This is a genomic window from Halobacillus sp. GSS1, from assembly GCF_017307035.1.
GTDB classification, from domain to species: Bacteria; Bacillota; Bacilli; order Bacillales; family Halobacillaceae; genus Halobacillus; species Halobacillus litoralis.
Genome location: NZ_JAFLHE010000006.1, coordinates 87864 through 112230 on the forward strand (window position 1 = coordinate 87864; position 24367 = coordinate 112230).

General features: G+C 45.1%; 23 protein-coding genes. 22 read left to right on the top strand and 1 reads right to left on the bottom strand.

Features of this window, described 5'->3' with window-relative positions; genetic code table 11:
- Positions 1-10: 10 nt before the first annotated feature.
- Genes meaB through icmF form a run of 3 tightly spaced genes read left to right on the top strand, consistent with a single transcriptional unit; the run spans position 11 to position 4839 of the window.
- The gene (meaB, locus tag J0K78_RS13215) at positions 11-949 is read left to right on the top strand and encodes a methylmalonyl Co-A mutase-associated GTPase MeaB (protein ID WP_206947508.1); all 939 of its coding nucleotides are present in this window, start codon (positions 11-13) and stop codon (positions 947-949) included.
- Positions 950-951: 2 nt separating this feature from the next.
- Complete coding sequence (locus J0K78_RS13220) at positions 952-1578, top strand: TetR/AcrR family transcriptional regulator (protein ID WP_160910872.1); 627 nt, start codon at positions 952-954, stop codon at positions 1576-1578.
- Positions 1579-1593: 15 nt separating this feature from the next.
- On the top strand, positions 1594-4839 hold the full coding sequence (icmF, locus tag J0K78_RS13225; protein ID WP_206947509.1) for a fused isobutyryl-CoA mutase/GTPase IcmF: 3246 nt from the start codon (positions 1594-1596) through the stop codon (positions 4837-4839).
- Positions 4840-4977: 138 nt separating this feature from the next.
- Here icmF and J0K78_RS13230 read toward each other — a convergent pair whose 3' ends face one another.
- The gene (locus tag J0K78_RS13230) at positions 4978-5292 is read right to left on the bottom strand and encodes a hypothetical protein (protein ID WP_160910876.1); all 315 of its coding nucleotides are present in this window, start codon (positions 5290-5292) and stop codon (positions 4978-4980) included.
- 251 nt (positions 5293-5543) lie between these two features.
- Between J0K78_RS13230 and rpoE the strand changes: the two genes are divergently transcribed.
- The 19 genes from rpoE (at position 5544) to J0K78_RS13325 (ending at position 24350) form a co-directional block, all read left to right on the top strand.
- Positions 5544-6092 carry a DNA-directed RNA polymerase subunit delta gene (gene rpoE / locus J0K78_RS13235; RefSeq protein WP_206947510.1) on the top strand — a complete coding sequence of 183 codons (549 nt, stop codon included), beginning with the start codon at positions 5544-5546 and terminating at the stop codon, positions 6090-6092.
- A 314-nt stretch (positions 6093-6406) separates the two neighbouring features.
- The gene (locus J0K78_RS13240) at positions 6407-8011 is read left to right on the top strand and encodes a CTP synthase (protein ID WP_160910880.1); all 1605 of its coding nucleotides are present in this window, start codon (positions 6407-6409) and stop codon (positions 8009-8011) included.
- Between the two features lie 688 nt (positions 8012-8699).
- Positions 8700-9071 (top strand): response regulator, encoded by a 372-nt coding sequence (locus tag J0K78_RS13245; RefSeq protein WP_206947511.1) that lies wholly within the window; start codon positions 8700-8702, stop codon positions 9069-9071.
- Positions 9072-9229: 158 nt separating this feature from the next.
- Positions 9230-10093, top strand: a complete 864-nt coding sequence (gene fba, locus J0K78_RS13250; protein ID WP_075037173.1) for a class II fructose-1,6-bisphosphate aldolase — start codon at positions 9230-9232, stop codon at positions 10091-10093.
- Between the two features lie 121 nt (positions 10094-10214).
- Positions 10215-10856, top strand: a complete 642-nt coding sequence (gene fsa / locus J0K78_RS13255) for a fructose-6-phosphate aldolase (protein WP_160910884.1) — start codon at positions 10215-10217, stop codon at positions 10854-10856.
- A 68-nt stretch (positions 10857-10924) separates the two neighbouring features.
- Positions 10925-12211 carry a UDP-N-acetylglucosamine 1-carboxyvinyltransferase gene (locus J0K78_RS13260; RefSeq protein WP_160910886.1) on the top strand — a complete coding sequence of 429 codons (1287 nt, stop codon included), beginning with the start codon at positions 10925-10927 and terminating at the stop codon, positions 12209-12211.
- Positions 12212-12268: 57 nt separating this feature from the next.
- Positions 12269-13237: a class II fructose-bisphosphatase gene (gene glpX, locus J0K78_RS13265; protein WP_206947512.1), complete on the top strand. Its 969-nt coding sequence runs from the start codon at positions 12269-12271 to the stop codon at positions 13235-13237.
- Between the two features lie 463 nt (positions 13238-13700).
- A complete protein-coding gene (rho, locus tag J0K78_RS13270; RefSeq protein WP_160910889.1) occupies positions 13701-14987 on the top strand; it encodes a transcription termination factor Rho in 1287 nt (428 codons plus the stop codon).
- Positions 14988-15164: 177 nt separating this feature from the next.
- Positions 15165-15410 carry a type B 50S ribosomal protein L31 gene (locus J0K78_RS13275; RefSeq protein ID WP_160910891.1) on the top strand — a complete coding sequence of 82 codons (246 nt, stop codon included), beginning with the start codon at positions 15165-15167 and terminating at the stop codon, positions 15408-15410.
- Between the two features lie 298 nt (positions 15411-15708).
- Positions 15709-16332 carry a thymidine kinase gene (locus tag J0K78_RS13280; RefSeq protein WP_160910892.1) on the top strand — a complete coding sequence of 208 codons (624 nt, stop codon included), beginning with the start codon at positions 15709-15711 and terminating at the stop codon, positions 16330-16332.
- Positions 16333-17025: 693 nt separating this feature from the next.
- Positions 17026-17712: a Na-translocating system protein MpsC family protein gene (locus J0K78_RS20315; RefSeq protein ID WP_206947513.1), complete on the top strand. Its 687-nt coding sequence runs from the start codon at positions 17026-17028 to the stop codon at positions 17710-17712.
- A 15-nt stretch (positions 17713-17727) separates the two neighbouring features.
- On the top strand, positions 17728-18015 hold the full coding sequence (locus J0K78_RS13290) for a four-helix bundle copper-binding protein (protein WP_206947514.1): 288 nt from the start codon (positions 17728-17730) through the stop codon (positions 18013-18015).
- An 870-nt stretch (positions 18016-18885) separates the two neighbouring features.
- Positions 18886-19287, top strand: coding sequence for a lipoprotein (locus J0K78_RS13295; RefSeq protein WP_160910898.1), 402 nt, complete (start codon positions 18886-18888; stop codon positions 19285-19287).
- Positions 19288-19506: 219 nt separating this feature from the next.
- The gene (gene prfA, locus J0K78_RS13300; protein ID WP_160910899.1) at positions 19507-20577 is read left to right on the top strand and encodes a peptide chain release factor 1; all 1071 of its coding nucleotides are present in this window, start codon (positions 19507-19509) and stop codon (positions 20575-20577) included.
- A 1-nt stretch (position 20578) separates the two neighbouring features.
- Positions 20579-21439: a peptide chain release factor N(5)-glutamine methyltransferase gene (prmC, locus tag J0K78_RS13305; protein ID WP_206947547.1), complete on the top strand. Its 861-nt coding sequence runs from the start codon at positions 20579-20581 to the stop codon at positions 21437-21439.
- An 88-nt stretch (positions 21440-21527) separates the two neighbouring features.
- Positions 21528-22124: a stage II sporulation protein R gene (spoIIR, locus tag J0K78_RS13310; RefSeq protein WP_160910901.1), complete on the top strand. Its 597-nt coding sequence runs from the start codon at positions 21528-21530 to the stop codon at positions 22122-22124.
- A 54-nt stretch (positions 22125-22178) separates the two neighbouring features.
- Entirely contained in the window at positions 22179-22490 is a 312-nt protein-coding gene (locus J0K78_RS13315; RefSeq protein WP_206947515.1) for a hypothetical protein, read from the top strand.
- Between the two features lie 228 nt (positions 22491-22718).
- Entirely contained in the window at positions 22719-23753 is a 1035-nt protein-coding gene (locus J0K78_RS13320; RefSeq protein ID WP_483300001.1) for an L-threonylcarbamoyladenylate synthase, read from the top strand.
- Positions 23754-23822: 69 nt separating this feature from the next.
- The gene (locus J0K78_RS13325; protein ID WP_242517878.1) at positions 23823-24350 is read left to right on the top strand and encodes a manganese efflux pump MntP; all 528 of its coding nucleotides are present in this window, start codon (positions 23823-23825) and stop codon (positions 24348-24350) included.
- Positions 24351-24367: the final 17 nt, after the last annotated feature.

Sequence of the window (24367 nt, forward strand, 5' to 3'; positions counted from 1 at the left end):
GGTCAGCGTTATGCATCCACTGGCTGAACGAATCCAAAAGCAGGATATGAGGGCGCTTGCCCGAGCGATTACGTTGATCGAGAACGAAGATGAAGAAAAACTTTCGCTGATGAGTGATGTTTTTTCTATACAAAAACAAGCGCATTACATTGGCATAACAGGTTCACCGGGAGCAGGGAAGAGCTCGCTGATCAATCAATTGCTCACCTTTTTAAGAAAGCAGAATCTCACCGTCGCTGTCATAGCGGTCGATCCTACCAGTCCATTCAGTGGAGGGGCACTGCTTGGAGATCGTACGAGGATGAACCAGCATTTCCTCGACCCCGGCATCTTCATAAGAAGCATGGCGACAAGAGGGAGCCTCGGTGGTTTAGCCCGGGCGACTAAAGACAGCATTCGTGTGTGTGATGCTTACGGTTTTGATGTCGTTCTCGTTGAAACGGTCGGTGTCGGTCAGTCTGAGCTCGATATTATGAAAGTTGTGGATACGACAGGGCTGGTGCTGACTCCTAATAGTGGAGACGTCCTTCAGATTTTCAAGGCAGGAATTATGGAAATCGCGGACCTCTTTATCATCAACAAAGCAGACTTGCCAGGAGTGAGGAAGCTTAAGTCCACCCTTGAAGAATACATGATGATCGTTCAACCAGAAGGATGGGAACCGCCCATCGTTCAAACGATTTCAACCGAAGCCAAAGGGATGGAAGAACTCTATGAAAGCATGAAAAGCCACCGTGAGTTTCTGTATGAGACGAACAAAGGGGCGGAACGACGCAAACAGCAGCTTCAGCTGGAAGTGTATGATTTGATTCGGGAAGAGATCTGGCGGGACGTCAAGGGTGAGATAGAAAAAGATGAACAGAAGCTCGAAGTTTTTCAAAACCCGGATGCGGATCCTTATGAATTGGCCCGGTCCTGGTTTCGTGAATGGGTAAGGAAGGGGGAGTAAGTTTGGCTGAAAAACAAGTACCTTCAACCATTAAAGATGAAGCGCTCGTTTCTAAGCGTAGAAACCAGATGATCAAGGGTGCGGTCACTCTTTTTATAGAAAAAGGGTTCCATAAGACGACGACCCGCGAAATCGCCAAGGCTTCTGGATTCAGTATCGGGACCCTTTATGAGTACATTCGAAAGAAAGAGGATGTTCTGTTTCTCGTCTGTGACTCCATTTATCAGCGGGTCAAAGAGCGAATGGAAGATGCGATTGATCCTCACCAGACGAGTGTGCAAAGCCTGGTCCATGCCATTCGCTCCTACTTTCAATTGATGGATGATATGCAGGATGAAGTACTCGTCATGTATCAGGAAGTCAAGTCGCTGCCACGGGACGCTCAGGATTACGTGTTGCAAAAGGAGCGCGATATGGTGGCGATGCTCGAACAAGTCATCATCAACAGTCTTCCGGGAGAACACCCGGAGGAAGAAATCAAGCTGATCGCCAACAATATTTTTGTCCAGGGGCAGATGTGGGGATTCCGCCGCTGGATTCTTCAACGCACGTTCACCATTGAAAGCTACACCGATACACAGATTCAATTGTTGTTAAAAGGTCTCGATAAAGAAGAAACACTCCAATAGAAAGGAAGATCGGATATGGAACAACCGACAGTCTATAAGCCGAAAAACCCTGTCCGTTTCGTGACGTCCTCGAGTCTCTTTGACGGTCATGATGCATCCATCAATATTATGAGGCGGATTCTTCAAGCGACAGGGGCAGAGGTCATTCACCTTGGTCACAACCGTTCCGTGGAGGAAGTAGTCAATGCGGCCATTCAGGAAGACGCTCAAGGGATTGCGATATCTTCGTATCAGGGAGGACATGTGGAATACTTTAAATACATGGTCGACCTGTTGGAGCAGAAGGGAGCAGGACACATTCGCGTTTACGGTGGTGGCGGAGGTGTCATCATCCCTCGTGAAATCAAAGAACTTCATGAGTACGGCGTAGCGCGCGTGTTTTCGCCTGAAGATGGTCGCACACTAGGCCTTCAGGGCATGATCAATTTAATGATCGAAGAATGCGATTTCCTGCCACCTCTTGATGTAGAAAAAGGTGTCGAGGGCCTTTCATCCGGAGACCATCAGTCCATCGCGCGTTTCATTACTTATGTTGAGAATACGCCGAAGAAAGAAAGGGAAGCCGTGGCGGCATTTGAGACGGCTGTTGAGAAAATACAGGAAAAAACGATTCCCGTTCTTGGAATCACAGGTACAGGGGGAGCGGGAAAGAGCTCACTTACAGATGAATTGATCCGCCGCTTCATCAATGAAATTCCCGATAAGAAAATCGCGATCTTATCTGTCGATCCTACGAAAAAGAAAACAGGCGGGGCCCTACTCGGTGACCGTATCCGTATGAACGCGATCTTCAACCCGCGCGTTTATATGCGTTCTCTTGCAACGAGGGATGCCCGTTCCGAACTTTCCACAGCCGTGGAAGAAGCCATTCAAGTCGTCAAAGCGGCCGGTGTTGATTTTATCATCGTTGAAACGAGTGGGATCGGCCAGGGGGATGCAGCCATTACTGACATCACCGATTTATCGATGTATGTCATGACAGCAGAATTCGGTGCGCCATCACAGCTTGAGAAAATAGATATGATCGACTTTGCTGATTTTATTGTCATCAATAAATTTGAACAAAAAGGATCGGAAGACGCTTTTAATCAAGTGAAAAAGCAGTACCAGCGCAGCCATATGCTTTTCCATGAAGACGACAGCAAGTTCCCGGTTTATGGGACGATTGCAAGCCAGTTCAATGATCCTGGAACCAATACGTTGTTTGCGGCGATCGTCGATCAGTTGAACGAAAGATTCTCCTGGGAAGATGAAACCTCTTTTTCCGGCCTTGAGAAGGTAGAAAAGCAGAATGTCATCATTCCTAATGAGCGCAAGCAATATTTGCGAGATATTGCCCTGGCCGTCCGCAATTACCATAACGAAACAGAAGACCAGGCAGAAAAAGCGCGCAAACTCTATCAGCTGAAAGGTACGGTTGAGCTCGTAGAGGATGAGGCAACAAAAGAAAGTCTGCAGCGCTTGATTGAAGATTACGAACGCCACCTTTCTCGTGATGCAAAAGAGAAGCTGGAAGACTGGGATGCCCTTCACGACCGTTATAGCGGAGATACGTACACCTTCAAAGTGCGTGATAAAGAAATCACCATGGATATTACGACAGAGAGCCTGAGTGGAACGAAGGTTCCGAAAGTCGCGCTTCCGAAATATACCGACTGGGGTGACCGTCTGTCGTGGCTGCTACGTGAAAATGTTCCGGGTGCGTTCCCGTTTACCGCTGGAGTCTTTCCATTCAAGCGCAAAGGGGAAGATCCGAAGCGTCAGTTCGCTGGGGAAGGAACGCCGGAACGGACTAACCGACGCTTCCATTATTTATCGGAAGGAGACGAAGCGAAACGGCTGAGTACAGCTTTTGATTCTGTCACCTTATATGGAGAGGATCCGGATGAACGCCCGGATATCTACGGAAAAGTCGGAGAGAGCGGTGTCAACATTTGTACGCTGGAAGATATGAAGAAACTCTACGATGGATTTGACCTCGTTGATCCGTCCACCTCTGTTTCCATGACCATCAACGGTCCGGCACCGATCATTCTTGCTATGTTCTTCAACACTGCCATCGATCAGCAGCTTGAAAAGTTCAAGGAAGAAAACGGCCGTGAGCCGAATGCTGAAGAAGCGGCGTCCATCAAGAATCAGACCATCAATGTTGTCCGCGGTACGGTACAGGCAGATATTTTAAAAGAAGATCAAGGACAGAACACATGCATCTTCTCCACTGAGTTCGCGCTTCGTATGATGGGCGATATTCAGCAGTACTTTATCGACAATGAAGTACGCAATTATTATTCCGTATCCATTTCTGGCTATCATATCGCGGAAGCAGGTGCCAATCCGATTACACAGTTGGCCTTTACATTAGCCAACGGGTTCACGTATGTCGAGTATTACTTGAGTCGAGGTATGGACATCAACAAGTTCGCACCCAACCTGTCGTTTTTCTTCTCCAACGGTTTGGATCCAGAATATACGGTCCTCGGTCGTGTAGCACGCCGTATTTGGGCGATCGTGATGCGGGATAAATACGGAGCTAACGAGCGAAGCCAGAAGTTGAAGTATCACATTCAAACCTCCGGCCGTTCCCTGCACGCGCAGGAAATTGACTTTAATGACATCCGGACAACATTGCAGGCGCTGATCGCCATCCAGGATAACTGTAACTCCCTGCATACGAACTCCTATGATGAAGCAATCACGACACCAACAGAGGAATCTGTTCGAAGAGCGATGGCCATTCAGATGATCATCAGCAAAGAGTTCGGTCTGACGAAAAACGAAAACTCCCTGCAAGGTTCTTATATCATTAGAGAGCTGACCGACCTAGTCGAAGAAGCCGTATTGCAGGAGTTTGAGCGCATCAATGACCGCGGCGGAGTTCTCGGTGCGATGGAACGCCAGTATCAACGAGGTAAAATCCAGGAAGAATCTCTATATTATGAAGGGAAAAAGCACTCCGGTGAACTTCCAATCATCGGTGTGAACACGTACTTGAATCCGAATCCGCCTTCCGAAGAGGAAATCGACTCCATGGAACTCGCACGTGCATCCAAAGAAGAAAAAGAGCACCAGATTACAGAATTACGCAACTTCCAATCGTCCCATGAGAGTGAAGCCGGGGAAGCATTGAATCGTTTGAAACAAGCGGCCTCAGGCGGAGGAAACATTTTTGAAGAATTAATGGAAACTGTCAAAGTCGCGAGCCTCGGTCAAATTACGAACGCGCTTTATGAAGTTGGCGGTCAGTACAGAAGGAATATGTAGCGGTTGCTAATATATGGAGCGAAGTCGCTAAAATAATGATGATACCTGCTAATATATAGTAGAAAGTCGCTAATATATTGTCTGAACCTGCTAATAAAAAAATTAGCCCTCGCTAAAATGCTAGCGAGGGCCATTCTTTTAGTGACCACCGACCTGATCATCGTCATGGGCCTGATTCACTTCAGTTACATAAGGTTTTTTCATTCCATACCATTCATAAGTAAGGTTATACGTTTCGCCTTCTTTTAACAGCATCCATGTACTCGTATCTTTGACGTGGATTTTCTTGTCATCCACTTCTACAAAATAACCTTCATCATTATGAGTTTTGGACGTGATTTCTGCTTCTTCTTTATGTTCCTCATGGATCATGCCGAAGCTTGTAAATAGCCAGATGCCTATGGCTAAGGCGGCGATAATGGAGGCCACCCAGTTAAAAGGATGATTTTGCACAGTTCGTCTCTCCTTCTCTCGATCAATTCTACTTTTATTTTAAATTAAAATAGCTGGAACACCAACATATATGTCTATCCTCTATTTTATATCGAAAGTTTAAATTCATGTAGGTTTGGCTAGAAAAGGTAAGGAAGACTCTATTTGATTTTTATAAGGCCAAATCATATAATGGATGGTATGATTAAATGTGATTCGTATGCCCATGAGGTCACTTATTCTATTTTGTTTATATAAAGGAGTGCTGGACCGTGAGCTTAAAAGAAATGAGCCGAGAGCAAATTCAAGAAACTTCCATGATTGTACTGGCTACTAAAATCCTAGAAGAAGAACGTGAAGCGATTGACTTTAATGAAATCTTCAAGCGCATCGCAGACATGAAAGGTTTTACTGATGCACAGAGAGAACAATACATCGCCCAGTTCTATACGGACATGAATATCGACGGTCAATTCATGACTATCGGGACGAACCGTTGGGGCTTGAAGAAGTGGTACCCGGTAGAGCAAATGGAAGAAGAGATTGCCAACCTTCCACAAAAACGTAAAAAGAAAAAGAAAAAGAAGAAAAAGCCTTCCAAGCTGCTTGAAGATGAGTTGGGTGTATCTGAATTTGATGATGCAGAAGATGACGAGCTTGAGGATGACCTTGAGCTGACAGATGAAGATTTAGATCTTGATGATGACGATGACTTCGAAGGTGATTATGAAGAGGATGACCTGGATGAAGAAGAGGAAGAAATCGTAGAAGATGACATCAGTTTCATCGGAGATGACGACGAAGAAGAAGAAGATAAATAAGGTGGTTGACTTTTAAAAGTCAAATCAGTAGAATCTTATTTGGGCTCTTTAATTTCCTTAAACGAAATTTCCAAACGCTCCCCGAGAGAGGGGAGCGTTTTTTGTTTTTTATATACGATATCACAAGAGGCGCCTTGGTTATGGCTAAGGCGCCTGTGCTTTTGTATCATTCAGCGTCCAAGCTCCTCCTTCTGGCATGAAGTTTCGCCATGGAGCCCATCCTGGGCGCTTGTGCTTTTATGTAAATGGCCCTTATCAAATCGCAAGGATTAGTGAATAACTAAATAAGACAAATAGAGAAAGAGGGATTCAACGTGGCAACAAAATACATTTTCGTAACTGGCGGTGTCGTATCATCTTTGGGTAAAGGAATTACGGCAGCATCTCTAGGTCGTTTATTAAAAAATCGAGGCATGAAGGTAACGATCCAAAAATTCGACCCGTACATTAACGTAGACCCGGGGACCATGAGCCCTTATCAACACGGCGAAGTATTCGTAACTGATGATGGAGCTGAAACAGACCTTGACCTTGGTCACTATGAGCGTTTCATTGATATCAACCTGAATAAATTCAGCAACGTGACGACAGGTAAAGTCTATTCCAACGTCATTAAAAAAGAGCGTCGTGGTGATTATTTGGGAGGGACGGTCCAAGTCATCCCTCACATTACGAACGAAATCAAAGAACGTGTCTTCCGTGCGGGTCACGAAACGAACGCAGATGTCGTCATCACGGAAATTGGTGGTACGGTCGGGGATATCGAGTCCCTTCCATTCCTTGAAGCGATTCGCCAAATCAAAAGTGACATTGGCCGTGAACATGTCATGTACCTGCACTGTACGCTTGTTCCTTACTTGAATGCAGCAGGGGAAATGAAGACAAAACCGACGCAGCATAGTGTGAAGGAACTTCGCTCCCTGGGTATTCAGCCGGATGTCATCGTCCTTCGTACAGAAATGGCGATTTCTGAAGATATGAAAGAAAAAATCGCTCTGTTCTGCGACATTAATAAAGATGCAGTGATTGAAGCTCGAGATGCTGATACCCTTTACAACGTTCCGATTACTTTGCAGGAACAAAAACTGGATGAGCTGACATGTCAGCACTTCGGTTTAGATTTACCACCAGCGGACATGACAGAGTGGAACAAGCTGATTGACCAAGTGAAAAACCTTCAGCATAAAACAACCATTGCGCTTGTCGGTAAGTATGTAGAGCTTCCGGATGCTTACATCTCCGTAGTAGAAGCACTAAAACATGCCGGTTACAGCTACGATTCCGATGTAGACGTAAAATGGGTGAACTCTGAACACTTGAACGCACAAAATGTTGCAGATGCACTGCAGGGTGTAGACGGAATCCTTGTTCCTGGAGGCTTTGGAGACCGAGGAATTGAAGGGAAAATCGATGCGATTCGTTATGCGCGTGAAAACCACGTACCATTCCTCGGAATCTGCCTTGGTATGCAGCTCGCAACCGTTGAATTTGCCCGTAACGTCCTAGGCCTGAAAGGTGCGCATTCCGCAGAAATTGATCCTTCCACGGAGCACCCGATCATCGACCTTCTTCCAGAACAAAAAGAAGTGTCTGATCTTGGTGGTACCCTTCGTCTTGGAATCTATCCATCCCGTCTGCAGCCAGGCACCAAAGCGATGGAAGCTTACGGAGAAGAAGTCGTGTACGAGCGTCACCGTCACCGTTTCGAATTCAACAATCATTACCGTGAACAAATGGAAGCGGCAGGATTCAAATTCTCCGGTACAAGCCCGGACGGCCGTCTTGTTGAAATCATCGAGGTGGAAGATCACCCATGGTTCGTAGCCAGCCAGTTCCACCCGGAATTCAAGTCACGCCCGACCCGCCCACAGGAGCTATTCCACGGCTTCGTCGGCGCAGCAATGAAAACCAATCAATAATAAATAAAAAGAGCCGATGTCCCTGAAAGGGTATCGGCTCTTTTTTAGAGTTCTTTAAGTATATGGCAGGTTTGTTGAAGACTCAGTTTTGAGACTTTTGTTAAGTGGATGGGGCTGCGGGGAATAGCTCGCTTTCCGCGGGAGCGCGGTGAGCCTCCTCGGACTGCGTCCTGTAGGGTCTCACCATGCCCTTTTTTCCCGCAGGAGTCTCGAAACCACTACTTAAAAAAATCAGCTGGTATGGTTATAAGAAGTTAATAATATAAACTTTACTCCATTGACGTTTAGCATACGCAAATGCTTGATACAACGCACTAAATGCCCGCCCAGGGGAGAAGGATTGGAACCTTACTTATGAATACAGGTTTTCCAATCATCCACTTCCCTCAACCATTCAATCTGCCCCTTTTAGAAGTGGTTTCGAGACACTTATAAGGTAAAGGGGCGGAGGGAATCGGTGAGACTCCTATGGGACGATGGAGCAAGACGAACCTTTTCCCGGAGCACCTCTCGAAACTGAGCCTTCAAGAATAGGGAGCTTTAGTGGGAAGAGAAATTTTTACAGAAAATATGACAAATAGAACGTACGTGCGCAGGAATACATCATTAAAGTATAGAAAATACATGGATAGAGAGATAGTGAGAAGAATTAAAAAATTTTAAGATGATAGAAGGGAAGGTAAAAAGCATGGCAAATCGAATCCTTATCGTGGACGACCAGCCAGGGATACGGCTCCTGTTAGAAGAGATTCTCAAAACAGAAGGATACGAAACTGTAAGTGCAAAAACTGGCCGGGAAGCATGTGACCTTGTGGAAGAACAGGACATGGATCTTATTATTATGGATTATAATCTTCCTGTCATGCACGGCAAAGAAGTATTGCTCTACTTAGAAGAAATGCACTTTGATTCACCTGTCATCATCATTACAGGGGCATCTAAGGAATCAATCGAAAAGGAAGCAGATTTTCCTTTCGTCACAGATATCATAGCTAAGCCATTTGACATCCATAAATTGAAAGAAATGGTTAATGGAACCCTTGTTCACAGCCGTTCATGACTTTTTTCTTGATGTAAGCGCTATATAATCCTCCTGCTGTTGCACCATAGAAAGGGTATTGGTATTCTAATACTGTAACCAAACTTACATGGTGTGTTTTCGTATGGAAACAGACTTGTAAATACAATGCAGTACGCTAACTAAAGGAGGATTCTTTCATGCCACTAGTATCAATGAAAGAAATGCTAGAAAAAGCTAAGGAAGAACGCTACGGCGTAGGTCAGTTCAACCTTAATAACTTAGAATATGCTCAAGCGATTCTTCAGGCTGCTGAAGAAGAGCAGTCTCCAGTAATCCTGGGTGTATCTGAAGGTGCAGGACGTTACATGGGCGGCTTCAACGTTGTTGTCGACATGGTAAAAGCACTTATGAAGTCTTATGGTACAACGGTACCTGTTGCTATTCACTTGGACCATGGTTCAAGCTTTGAAAAATGTGCAGAAGCGATCCACGCTGGATTCACTTCTGTAATGATCGATGCTTCCCACGATCCACTTGAAGAGAACATTGCAGTCACTCGTAAAGTTGTTGAACTTGCACATATCCACGGTGTATCTGTTGAAGCAGAGCTTGGCCGTGTAGGTGGACAAGAAGATGACATCATCGTTGACGATGCGGAAGCAGCATACGCGATCCCATCTGAGTGTAAGCAATTGGTTGACGAAACAAACGTTGACGTATTCGCACCAGCGCTTGGTTCTGTACACGGACCATACAAAGGTGAGCCGAACCTTGGCTTTGACCGCATGGAAGAAATCATGGGACTTGTTGACAAGCCACTTGTTCTTCACGGTGGTACAGGTATCCCGACAGCTGATATCAAGAAAGCTATTTCTTTCGGTACAGCTAAAATCAATGTAAACACTGAGAACCAAATGGCACAAGGTAAAGCTGTTCGCCAGGTTCTTGCTGAACAACCTGAGCAGTACGATCCACGTAAATATCTTGGACCTGGTCGTGATGCGATCAAGGAAACAGTTATTGGCAAGATGCGTGAATTCGGATCTTCTCAAAAAGCGTAATAATAGTTTGAAGGAAGCCGCTACACTGTAGCGGTTTCCTTTTCATCATGTATGAAAACGCCATCATTCGACTATTTTCATCAACTTGGAGCAACCAAATGAAGCGAAGAGGAGTGGGGATATGAAATTTTTTATTGATACGGCAAACATAGAAGACATTCGGGAAGCAAATGCACTAGGGCTTTTAGCTGGGGTAACGACAAACCCGAGCCTTGTAGCGAAAGAAGGAGTATCCTTTCATGACCGTCTGAAAGAAATCACAGATGAAGTGGATGGTTCAGTCAGTGCAGAAGTCATCTCTGAAGATTCAGAAGGGATGATTCGGGAAGGGAAGGAGCTTGCTGCGATTGCGCCGAACATTACAGTGAAAGTTCCGATGACGCTGGAAGGCCTGAAAGCAGTGAAAGCTTTCAGTGATTTGAATATCAAAACAAATGTGACCTTGGTTTTCTCAGCCAATCAGGCGTTGATGGCAGCCCGTGCCGGTGCCTCCTACGTATCGCCATTCCTTGGTAGACTGGATGATATCGGTCATAACGGAATGGAACTCGTGGCACAGATTTCAGAAATCTTTGACCGACATGCCATTGACACGGAAATCATCGCAGCATCTGTCCGTCATCCTGTTCACGTAACGGAAGCGGCTATTCACGGAGCGCACATTGCTACGATTCCTTTCAAAGTTCTGAGCCAGATTGTTAAACACCCATTGACGGATCAGGGGATTGAAAAATTCCTGAATGACTGGAATAATCAAAAATAGTCGTGTGTTTTGGAAAATATTGCACATACTAAAAACCATAATCTTCACCTTAAAGCGAGGAGTTTCACATGCATAAACTATTAGTGGAAGGCGGAAGACCATTACGTGGACAGGTTCGGGTCAGTGGTGCTAAAAACAGTGCTGTAGCCCTTCTGCCAGCGGCAATTTTGGCGGAAACCCCTGTAACGATTGAAGGTCTTCCGGACATTTCTGATGTTGGGATCTTGTCGGACTTATTGGAAGAGATCGGTGGCTCGGTGCGTAAAGACGGAAGAACCGTGCATATCGATCCTTCTGAAATGGTAGACATGCCCTTGCCGAATGGGAAAGTTAAAAAGTTGAGAGCTTCCTATTATTTTATGGGAGCGATGCTTGGCCGCTTTAATAAAGCTGTCATCGGTTTGCCTGGAGGCTGTCACTTAGGTCCGAGGCCAATCGACCAGCATATTAAAGGGTTCGAAGCTCTTGGTGCTAAAGTGACAAATGAACAGGGTGCGATTTACCTTCGCGCCAAAGAACTGAAGGGTGCCCGGATTTATTTAGACGTTGTCAGTGTTGGAGCTACAATCAATATCATGCTGGCTGCCGTTCGTGCAAAAGGGAAGACAGTCATTGAGAATGCAGCGAAAGAACCTGAAATCATTGATGTGGCCACCCTTTTGACAAGTATGGGAGCGAAAATCAAAGGGGCAGGAACAGACGTCATCCGTATTGAAGGTGTGGATACACTGAAAGGCTGCCTTCACACGATTATCCCGGACCGGATAGAAGCAGGCACTTACACGATTATGGCTGCTGCACAAGGTGAGGAGATGATCATTGATAACGTCATCCCGCAACACTTGGAGTCTCTGTTAGCGAAGCTGAGAGAGATGGGTGTCACCATTGAAGAAAATGATGAGCAGTTGTACGTCAAACCTGGGAAAGAGTTGAGGAGTGTCGATATTAAGACACTCGTTTATCCAGGCTTCCCGACAGATTTACAACAGCCGTTCACTTCCTTACTTACACAGACCCAGGGTACAGGTGTCGTCACAGATACCATCTATCAGGCTCGTTTCAAGCATGTCGATGAATTGAGACGTATGAATGCTTCGATCAAAGTCGAAGGTGGTTCGGCTATTGTGACAGGCCCTTCTAAGCTGCAGGGAGCAAAAGTGAAAGCGACAGACCTTCGTGCCGGGGCTGCCCTTGTCATTGCTGGATTGATGGCTGATGGTGTGACCGAGATCACAGGAGTCGATCACATTGAACGAGGGTATGAAAATATTACAAACAAGCTGATCGATTTAGGTGCAAAAGTCTGGTATGAGGAGATGTCAGACGAAGAGATTGAGCAATTCCAAAATTCGTAGGTTCATGATTTCCATGGGGAGATGAGGAAAAATCTTTGATTGATCGGGGAGATCACCATGGAAAGAAGTCTATCGATGGAATTAGTTAGAGTCACAGAAGCAGCAGCATTATCATCAGCGCGTTGGATGGGGAGAGGAAAGAAAGAGGAAGCCGATGATGCGGCAACCTCAGCCATGCGCGATGTGTTTGATACGATCCCGATGAAAGGGACTGTCGTGATCGGAGAAGGGGAAATGGATGAAGCGCCTATGCTTTATATCGGTGAGAAACTCGGCAATGGGTACGGAGCCAGGGTGGATGTAGCTGTCGATCCACTCGAAGGTACAAACATCGTGGCTCAAGGAACGTGGAATGCCCTTGCTGTCTTAGCAATCGCTGATCATAAGCAGCTTTTACATGCCCCTGACATGTATATGAATAAAATAGCTGTCGGTCCGGAGGCCGTAGGGAAAGTGGATATCAACGCCTCCATTGCTGAAAACCTGCTAGCCGTCGCTGAGGCGAAAGAGAAAGATGTGGAAGATGTCGTTGCCGTTGTCTTGAATCGTGACCGCCACCAGAGGATCATTGAGGAGATCCGCGAGGCTGGTGCAAGAATCAAGCTGATCCCTGACGGTGATGTCGCTGCTGCTATCAATACAGCCTTCGATCATACAGGTGTCGATATTCTGTTCGGAATAGGTGGTGCCCCTGAGGGGGTACTCGCAGCCGTCGCCCTGAAGTGTCTTGGTGGTGAAATCCAGGGCAAACTTCTTCCAGCAAATGACGAGGAACGTCTCCGTTGTGAACAGATGGGGATTGAAGATGTCGACAAAGTCCTTTATATGGAAGATTTCTGTGGAGGGGACGATGCCATTTTCGCCGCTACCGGTGTCACCGATGGCGAACTTCTCAAAGGCGTGCAATTTAAAGGACAGAAAGCGACAACTCAAACGTTAGTTATGAGAGCTAAATCCGGAACCGTCCGTTTCATTGACGGGGACCACAGCCTGAAGAAAAAGCCAAACTTAGTCATGAAACCATAATGAAAACATCCTTCATCAAAGAGAGAGGAAGCTGCAGTAAAATCAGCTTCCTCTTCATCTACAATAACCCACCTTCTTTAACATTTCTCAAATTAACATTGAAACTAAAGAAAGACAGGAGTACAATAAAGATTGTTTGATTAGGATAGAAGATCATGACACACGTCTCCAAATGCTTCTATTTATATACTTCATTTAACTTAACTTCTTCTCAACCTTCTAATAAAAAAGTTCTGCTGAAGAAATGTCCTCCTTTGTGAGGGAGCAGATCTTCTATTCAAGCAGATCTATTCAATTAATCCTTTAGAGAAGTTTTTAATTCTATATGTAAAAAGGGCGTTATGTGCGGTGTTTTTTCAGCTTTTCCATCTTTAAGAATGGGAAAAAATATCTCACCAAGATTTTCATGCTTGCCTTTGAATGACTAAAAAAATAAAGAAAACTAATAAAAAGTGGTGATCACGTGGCGGATTTAACAATCTCCAATTTAGAAACAATGACATTGAAAGGGCTTTATGCGAAAGCAAGGCAATATAAAGTCTCTTACTATGCAAAACTGACAAAGCGCGAATTAATATTTGCGATTTTGAAAGCCCAGGCTGAAAAAGATGGTTTTCTGTTCATGGACGGAATTCTTGAAATTATTCCTTCAGAAGGTTTTGGCTTTTTAAGACCGATCAATTATTCTCCAAGTGCAGAAGATATTTATATTTCTGCCTCTCAAATCCGTCGTTTTGACTTGAGAAATGGGGACAAGGTATCTGGTAAGGTACGTCCGCCTAAAGAAAACGAACGTTATTATGGACTCTTACACGTCGATGCCGTAAACGGAGAAGATCCAGACTCAGCAAAGGAAAGAGTCCACTTCCCTGCATTGACCCCGTTGTATCCGGATCGTCAAATGAAGCTTGAAACAGACACGAAAAAGCTTTCTACAAGAATCATGGATTTGATGGCGCCCGTCGGTTATGGTCAACGTGGTTTGATTGTTGCTCCACCAAAAGCAGGAAAGACGATGCTTTTAAAACAGATGGCTAACAGCATCTCAACAAACCATCCAGACGCGAAACTCATCATTTTGCTTGTTGATGAACGTCCGGAAGAGGTAACAGATATTGAGCGCTCAGTGGCACCAGATGTGGATGTTGTCAGTTCCACGTTTGATGAAGTTCCTGAAAATCACATCAAGGTTTCTGAACTGGTGCTTGAAAGAGCGATGCGTCTTGTTGAACATAAACGTGATGTGATTGTTCTCATGGATAGCATCACTCGTTTAGCTCGCGCTTACAACCTGGTCATTCCTCCAAGTGGCCGTACATTATCAGGAGGAATCGACCCAGCTGCCTTCCACCGTCCGAAACGATTCTTCGGTGCTGCTCGTAACATTGAAGAAGGAGGAAGCTTGACGATTCTTGCTACCGCCCTTGTGGATACAGGTTCACGTATGGATGACGTCATTTATGAGGAGTTCAAGGGAACCGGGAACATGGAGCTTCATCTTGACCGTAGTCTTGCTGAGCGTCGAATCTTCCCTGCGATAGATATTCTTCGTTCAGGAACAAGGAAAGAAGAATTGCTTCTTCCTCAAACCCACCTGGATAAAATCTGGGCCATCCGGAAATCGATGTCTGATTCGCAGGACTTCACAGACAGATTCCTGCGTCGCTTAAGGGCATCGAAAAATAATGAAGAGTTTTTCGATCTGATGGATAAAGATATGAAAGGGAAGGCAACAGCCGCCCGTCGTTAAAAAGGTGAAATGGTTATAACGATTGTATGTTTCTTGAAACTGGATGTTGCATCAGGGGGGAGCCCCTGTTATAATCATTCTATGTGAGTTTCAGTACAAGGTGTTATCACGAACCTTCGACGGCTCTTACAATAACTCTGTTTCCAAAGGATTCAGGGCAAAAAGGAGTGGAAGAACATGAAAGCAGGAATTCATCCAGAATACCGTAAAGTTGTATTCCTAGACACAAGTTCTAATTTCAAGTTTCTAACAGGGTCTACTCAGTCTTCTGAAGAAACAATCGAGTGGGAAGATGGAAACACGTATCCATTGATCCGCGTAGAGATTAGTTCTGCGTCTCACCCGTTCTACACAGGTAAGCAGAAAGCTGACAAAGCTGGCGGCCGTGTGGATCGCTTCAAGAAGAAATATAACCTTTCATAATTATGATACCCTCTCTCCTGAGGGGGACTTCATCATTTTGAACAAAAACAGGCAAATTGTCTCAGATGTTTGCCTGTTTTTTTGTCAAAAAATAGGGGTGTAAAAAGCCTTTGTTGGAAAGGTGCTAATTATACTCTTTAAAGGACTTATCAATAAGGGGAGCTGTCCTTGGTGATTGAAGCCGCCGTTAGACCGGCGTCATCAAGGGAGCTCTTTTTTGTTGAAATAAAGGGGAGGATACCGGATGATCCCCCCATATTTTGAAGCTTGATTGAGTGAGAAGGGAGCGACAGTAGACGTGTATGTAATGAAACAGAGTGGATGGGTCGAACTCATCTGCGGAAGTATGTTCAGCGGGAAATCAGAAGAGTTGATCCGCCGTGTCAGGCGTGCGACTTTTGGTAATTTGACGGTCCGTGTCTATAAACCTGCGATTGATGACCGGTACAAAGAAGATGCGGTTGTATCTCATAACGGCACTTCTGTAATGGCTCGTCCTGTAAAAAGCTCGTTGGATATCCTTCAGCATGTGACGGATGAAGTGGATGTCGTAGGAATCGATGAATTGCAGTTTTTTGACGAGCATATCGTAGAGGTCGTTGAGTGTTTGGCAGACAAAGGCATACGCGTCATCGTCGCTGGACTGGATACCGACTTCAGAGGTGAACCTTTTGGCAAAATGCCGGAAATGATGGCATTAAGTGAAAGTGTTACAAAGTTAAACGCCATCTGCCCTATTTGTGGTTCACCGGCCAGCCGTACTCAACGTTTGATCGATGGAGCACCCGCTTCCTATGACGATCCAATCATCTTAGTCGGTGCATCGGAATCATACGAACCGCGTTGCCGCCATCATCACGAAGTACCTAATAAGCCCAGGCAACACGAAGTGAAAAAGGTTTACGCTGAAAAAACAACATAAACCACTACTCAGGCAGCTGATCCCCAGCTGTCTTTTTCTTTTTCGCTAATCCTAAATAGAATCTCCCTATTCTTGAAGATTTGGTTTCGAGATGTTTGTGCGGTGGGTTGGGGCTGCGGGGGATGACTCGCTTTCCATGGGGCGGGCGGTGAGCCTCCTCAGGCTACGCCTTCCGGGGTCTCACCTGTCCCACACGTCCCATAGGAGTCTCACCGTTTCCCTCCGCCCCTTGACCTTATAAGTGTCTCGAAACAACTCGAGATTTGAAACCTTATTTAAATGTATAGGTTAAATGCGCTCTGGATCAGCCTTTTCGTACTTTGGAGGTGTTCTAATTTTCCACTTCCCTCAACCATACAAGCTGTTTTTTAAGTAGTAGTTTCGAGTATCTTCTTTGGGTAAGTGGGCGGAGGGGAATGGCGAGACTCCTGCGGGAAAAAAGTGCAGGGTGAGACCCCACAGGACGCAGTCCGAGGAGGCTCACCGCGCTCCCGCGGAAAGCGAGTCATTCCCGGCAGCCCCCATCCACTCAACAAACATCTCGAAACTGAGTCTTCAAGAAACCTGTCAGTTAGTTGAATGAATGTATGTATGTGCTCTCTTATATACTCGATGTGCTTGGTTTCGTTTAAATACCTGTGTTTTGTGATACTTTAAATATAGATAAACAACGTTTGGTATGGAGGGATAGAAGTGGATAAGCGTTCCATTCAGTCAGACATGTCGAGCTATATTGGTAAGCTGTTACGTGACCACTTTGGAAAAGGACCCTCCTCTGTGTTCGTCTCCATCGAAGGGAAATTTCTTACCATCTATTTGAAAGATTTTCTTGCACCCATGGAACGTGTTTTAGTCGGGCAGAGAAATGATAAAAAAGTGGAAGAAACGCGGGATCTCATGATGAGAGAATTAATTCCTGATATAAAAGCAACGTTTCGTGCCACTTCGGGTATCCATGTGGACCATTTATATTATGACTGGTCTTTATCCAGGCGGACTGGTGTGCTTGTTGGAGTCATTACTACGGATACCCCTGATGAAGGTGAAGAGTTAATATCTTATGAACACAAAGATGCGGTACACGAAGAAGTGGAAAAACTGAGCCAGAAAGCGGAAAAAGCACCTGCCTCCATTCGGTCGTTTTTGCTGAACAATCGAACGTTATTGATCGAGCGTAATGGAATATTGGTCGCTATTGAAAAAGAAATGATCAGTGCAGGATATGAACAGCCTTTGAAAATTTCCAAAAGAAGGTTGGAAAAGCGTCTTCTAAATCATGCCTCTTTCGAAACAATCCTTGGTACAAGCATAGAAGATGTCTTTATAGACTGGGATTTCGATAAAGACCGTAGTTACATGGTTCTGATATTGAAACCTTAAAGAGGGGGACATAGAATGATCGGCGAAAAGGATACCACTTTGCTGGAGAAGACATTATTACTTGAAGAATGCATGAATGCTTATAAGTATGCTGTAGAAACTGCACAGAAAAAAAGCCTGCTAGTGGAGGACATGGCTGCTTCATGTGCGGAAGTTTGTAAAAAGGCTGCAGAAGAATGCTTGACTCTCGGTACCATGGAAAACGACAAAATCTACCTCATGTGTTTAGAATATGTCCAGTTGTGTGAAGAGCTTGAAAAGTATCAAAGGATTGAACAAGAGGACGTGAAGAAATCAGTTTAGGCAGACCTGTTTTCATATCGTCCATTCTGTACTATAATAGTAATTGGGATGAAACGAAGACGTTTGATCCTTACTCGTGCTTAACCATTGAACGCTGATAACATGTTAATATATTATTCGGTAACACTGATCTGGACAATAGAGCTGGACAAAAGCCGAAAAGTATCTTTCTTTCGACAAGTGGATACTTTTCGGCTTTTTTGCGTTTTTTGAGCTGATTATGCTCAACGAAAGGAGTATGCGCTCTGTATCGTATAGTTGGATTTGATAGCCACCGTGTCGTTATTGAGTTTAGAAAAGATGACAAGGATTTGGTTTTTGAAAAATATGCAGATGCTGAAGAGTATTTGAAGAAAATTAAACAGGAAAATATCATTCCTAATAAATATCAGTTACTCATCCAGGAGTAATTCACCAAACCAAGCGGTCCTGCCGCTTGGTTTTTTTATGCTTGTTTCACTAAAGCTCCCTTTTCTTGAAGATTCAGTTTCGAGATGTTCGTGTGATTCTAGGGGCTCCGGGAAAGGTTCGTCTTGCTCCATTGTCCAGACACTCGCGTCATAAGCAGAACAGCAAAGGAATGAAAAGCACATTCTATTGCTGTTCTGCTTATGACAGTCGTGTCTACCAGGACGATTCCGCATTTGAACACTTTCCATGGGGCGGGCGGTGAGCCTCCTCAGGCTACGCAGTCCGAGGAGGCTCACCGCGCTCCGGCGGAAAGCGAGTTATTCCCCGCAGCCCCCATCCACTCAAAAAACATCTCGAAACTGAGTCTTAAAGAAACCTGCCATTATGTTGAATAATGAATGGGGCATAAGTGGGGTGGTTTCGGAGACAATAACGGTAAAAAGAGAAGAGGTGCTAGAGATGAGAAGTTTCTTACTAATGGCCGCAATGGCTGCCGTTTTGTTGAGTGCATGTGGGTTGCAGGGAGATAAATACCAAGGGATGACCAGTCGTGATGATGTAGAGAACATGGGCTACAATAATGAAGTGACTCGAGGAGAAGAGAGCCCACGTTCCATGAACAAAGTCGGATATACATGGGGGCTGAAACAGGACAGGGAGAATATGAAAGCAGCAGCCCAACAACTACCCGGAGTCGAAGTGAAGAGGGTTACGCTTGAAGCAAACCAAGCATGGGTGACGGTACACATCGAAGGGGATGAAGATCTCTCCAAAGAAGAAAAAGCCGAATGGAAAGCTCAAGTTCAAGAAGCTGTTTACCAGGCTGTCCCCCGCTATGACATTCATGTAAGAATCAAATAACTTTTTGGATGGCCTCTCCGTCCTATAGGTAGGGGAATGACTAAGTGTCTGCGGAAAATTCCGTGGACCAAAGTTGTTTCCCTTTTCCTGCCTCTATGGAGATACGGTTACCAAAGTAGCGCAGTTGAAGACATCTTTTTTGAGGAATGGGTTGGGCGGTTGTATCCATGACCTCTCTATAATATAATTAGAATGTTATGGAGAAAGAGGTGCATACCATTGATCGAACGTTTACAAACATTAGAAGATCGTTATGAAAAATTGAACGAATTACTTAGTGATCCTGAAATTATTTCTGATACGAATAAACTGCGTGAGTATTCCAAAGAACAATCCGGCCTGCAGGAAACAGTGACCGCTTATCGTGAGTATAAAGAAGTGGCAGAGCAGCTGGATGATGCGAAGGCGATGCTTGACGACAAAATGGATGCGGATATGGTGGAAATGGTCAAAGAAGAGATTCATGAACTTTCCACACGCAAACAAGACCTTGAAGAACGGTTGAAGGTTCTTATGCTTCCGAAAGACCCGAATGATGATAAGAACGTCATCATGGAAGTGCGCGGGGCAGCGGGAGGAGATGAAGCTGCTTTATTCGCTGGTGACCTATATCGAATGTACGCACGGTATGCTGAGGCGCAAGGCTGGAAAACAGAAGTCATTGAAGCGAATGCCAGTGACGTTGGTGGTTATAAAGAAATCATCTTTATGGTGTCTGGGAATATGGCTTATTCCAAGCTGAAGTTTGAAAATGGCGCTCACCGTGTCCAACGTGTACCTGAAACAGAATCGGGGGGGCGTATTCATACGTCTACTGCGACTGTCGTTGTCATGCCTGAAGCTGAAGAAGTTGAGGTGGAATTGCATGATAAGGATATTCGAGTCGATACCTTTGCTTCAAGTGGACCAGGAGGGCAGAGTGTCAACACGACCATGTCCGCTGTACGCCTGACCCATGAACCGACGGGTACCGTTGTATCGTGTCAGGATGAAAAATCACAAATTAAGAACAAAGAAAAGGCGATGAAAGTTCTTCGGGCTCGTGTTTATGATAAGTTCCAACAGGAAGCCCAGGCAGAATACGATGAAAATCGTAAGTCTGCTGTAGGTACAGGGGACCGCTCCGAGCGGATCCGTACGTACAACTTCCCGCAAACACGTGTGACGGATCACCGAATCGGTCTAACGTTACAAAAGCTTGATCAGATTCTCCAGGGAAATATGGATGAAATCATTGATGCTCTATTGATTGAAGAGCAAACGAAAAAAATGGAGCAGATTGGTGAATAGTATGCAGCCTACTTTTACGTCGATTCGGGAAGCCCGCCGCTGGGCTTCTCTTTTTTTACAACAACATCAACGGGAACCGAGGGTGGCTGTTTTATTACTCGAACATTTTTTAAAATGGACACCCTCCCAACTTCTTGCTTTTGACGATCAACGGTTACCTGATGAAGCGGAGAAGGGTTTCGTCCAGGCAGTCAGACAGCATGCGGAGACAGGGATCCCTGTCCAGCACCTTACAGGAGTCGGTCACTTTTATGGACGGGAATTTCAAGTCAATGAAAACGTTCTGATTCCAAGGCCTGAGACGGAAGAGCTGGTCCTTAGTGTTATGGATTATGTCCGTGATGAAAATTTGCAGACACCAAGAATTATTGACCTTGGCACAGGAAGTGGTGTCATTGCGATTACACTTGCTACCGAACTTCCGGGGAGTGAGGTTAGTGGTGTGGATCTCTCGGAGGAAGCTCTTGAAATAGCTGAAAATAATGCTGCTCAGCATGGGGCTGATGTTCGCTTGTATCGAGGGAACTTTCTGGAATCACTGCTTGAAGAGCCGTTCGACATCATTGTTTCCAACCCCCCTTATATTGCTTTTTCAGAAAAAGATAAAATGGACGATACCGTGGTGGATTTCGATCCGGCGCTTGCTCTATTTGCTGAGGAGGAAGGGTTGGCTGCATACAAAACCATCCTTACTCAAATCTCACATATGAAACAAAAACCCAAATGCATCGCATTCGAAATTGGTCATGAGCAAGGCCGCTCGGTTTCGGCACTCATTCAGGAGATGCTGCCGGAATTTCATACGGAGATACGTCCAGATATAAACGGGAAGGATCGCATGGTCTTTGCCTTTGTCAAGTAACCAAATAGAAGATTGATAGATTTATGGTTTAAAGTGTAGGCTCCCTGTCCATACTAGCGACTAGTAGAGTGACAGGGAGGAAATGAAAATGAAAAACAGTTGGCTCTTATTTTTATCCTTATCTATTATTATTGCGGTCCTCCCGTGGGGACAACAATCGCAAGCACAACCTGAATTTCAAGTCATTCCGGATGAAGCCATTCGTCTTCGCATATTAGCAGATAGTAATGATCAAGCGGATCAGAAAGTTAAACGTATGGTAAGAGACGAGGTCAATGCTGAAATTACCGAGTGGGTAGCTGAATTGACTTCGATTGAAGCGGCGAGGGAATTGATTCAGGGGCGTCTTCCCGAGCTTCAGGAGATTGTAGGGCAAACCCTTGAAAAGGAAGGGATCCAACAGGATTACACGGTCGACTACGACTCCAATGTTCAATTTCCGACGAAGTTGTATGGTTCCTTTATCTATCCAGCCGGGGAATATGAAGCCATTCTCATCACACTGGGAGAAGGTGAGGGCGATAACTGGTGGTGCGTCCTGTTCCCGCCACTATGTTTCCTTGATTTCTCTAATGGGACGAGTGTAGCAGAAGCGGAAGAAGTAACAGAAGAAGAAGTAGAGAAAGAAGAGGAAGAGGAAGTACAGTTCTTTGTCGTAAAAATATGGGAAAGCATCTTTTCCTAGCATAGAATCCACACCCCTTTTCATAGAGTAGAACAAAGGGGTGTGGATTCTATTATGTATATCGAACAAATAGAAGATGAGTTGTATCAGTTGAAAAAAGCTGACCAGCCGATCGGATCCTTCCGTCTGATCCAATTATCAAAGGGGGCGGGGAAGCTTGAACAACTCCAAGTGAAAGACCATATTTCTCCCGGTAGAATTTTAGAGGTGTTTGAAGTGATTCAGACCTATGTGGAGAAAGTAGGTTTAAGAGAGCTGCATGTGGAAAGTCATTCCGATACACTCGACTTTCTTTTGCAGCATCAACAGTTCAAGAAAAAGGATGTCGAAAAAAGGTTGTGGATTTATGAAGTTAATCACAGTTAATTGTGTATAAGTCGCTTAGTTACTCACAAAACGGGTATTAATTGTTAATAAGTTGTGAATAGAAAAATTTCATTCTCATATTTACTAACGGATTCTTTGGATATGTGGGTAAAAATGTGGATAACTTGAGGACATCTTGTGAATAATGTCTAAATTTGCGATATTTTGTAGAATTAATCATAATAAAAATGACAGCAGATACGGAATAAAGGGGTTCGTACGATGAGTATGGAAACGAAATGGTGGAAACAAACGGAAAACACAAGGGATTTGGATGCTCAAGTCCAAGAAGCTTCGACTCTTCTGAAAGAAAAGCAGGTTGTCGCTTTTCCTACAGAAACGGTCTACGGTTTAGGTGCGGATGCAACGGAAGAAGAAGCGGTACAGCGGATTTTTGAAGCCAAAGGCCGGCCAGCAGACAATCCTTTAATTGTTCATGTGGCAGATGAGGAGCAGGTGGGTCAATTAGTGGCAGAGATTCCCCCTGTTGCGCGGAAACTGATGGACGAATTCTGGCCCGGTCCGTTGACGCTTGTTCTGAAGAGTAATGGAACAGCCGCTGTTAATGTGACGGCGGGATTATCCACAATTGGCATTCGAATGCCTGATCATCCACTTGCTCTAACCTTGCTTCGAGAGACAGGAAAACCATTAGCAGCTCCAAGTGCCAATCGTTCAGGTCGACCAAGCCCTACAACGGCCGAGCACGTCTATCAAGACCTGGACGGTAAAATTGCCGGCATACTAGACGGAGGCCCCACAGGTGTTGGCGTGGAGTCTACTGTTGTGGACTGCACGACGGAAATGCCGATCATTTTAAGACCGGGTGGGGTAACGAAAGAAGATTTAGAACGGGTTCTCCAGCAAGTCATGATGGACCCTGCTCTCGCTGATGAAAAGCAGAAGCCTAAATCACCCGGGATGAAGTACACCCACTATGCACCGGAATCACCGCTTTGGCTGGTGGAGGGTAATGATGACTTCTTTTCCAGGCAACTTCATGAATTGAAGGGGGATGGAAACAGAGTTGGGGTCATTGCAAGTGATGAACTAGCTGAAAAACTTGATCACTATCCTCTTATACGTTGTGGTTCAAGATCTCAGCTTCATCAAGTAGCAGAAAAACTTTACGGTGCCTTAAGAGAATTTAAAGAGTCGGATGTAGATCTTATTTTATGTGAAACTTTTTCTGAAGAAGGTGTAGGAGCGGCCATTATGAACCGATTGAATAAAGCCGCTGTCAAAAGAATCCAGACCTTCTGACATACGCCCCTCCACTCATGCATACGATGATATAGCATGTCCGGGGAGGGGAAGATTCAGTTGGAGCATATGACTTCACTAATTTTGTTATCGATTGCTTTAGGTCTTGATGCATTCTCTGTTTCATTAGGAATGGGATTACAGGCAATAAGGTTAAAGCACGCTTTTTTCGCCGGGATTGTCATCGGGGTTTTTCATATGGTCATGCCGGGGTTGGGCATCCTGCTTGGTAAATGGCTGTCTGATAGTGCAGCTGAATGGGCTGAATTGGCTGGAGGAGTAATGTTGTTCGGCTTAGGCGCTTATGCGGTCTTTGCCTCGTTCACGGAAAAGCACTCGATTTCATATCGAATGACGGGCATCGGCTTGTGGTTATTCGCACTAAGCGTGAGCATTGACAGTTTCCCCGTGGGTTTCAGCTTAGGCTTAAGAGAAGCGGAAATGTTCATATCCGTCCTATCTTTCGGAGTATTCAGTATGACTTTGACATGGACAGGCTTCATCATAGGTCGCCGGGCAGGAGGTTTACTGGGGGTATATAGTGAACTTCTTGGAGGAAGCATATTGTGCGCCTTGGGGTTAAATGCTATTTTTTGACATGTTTTTCACCTGAT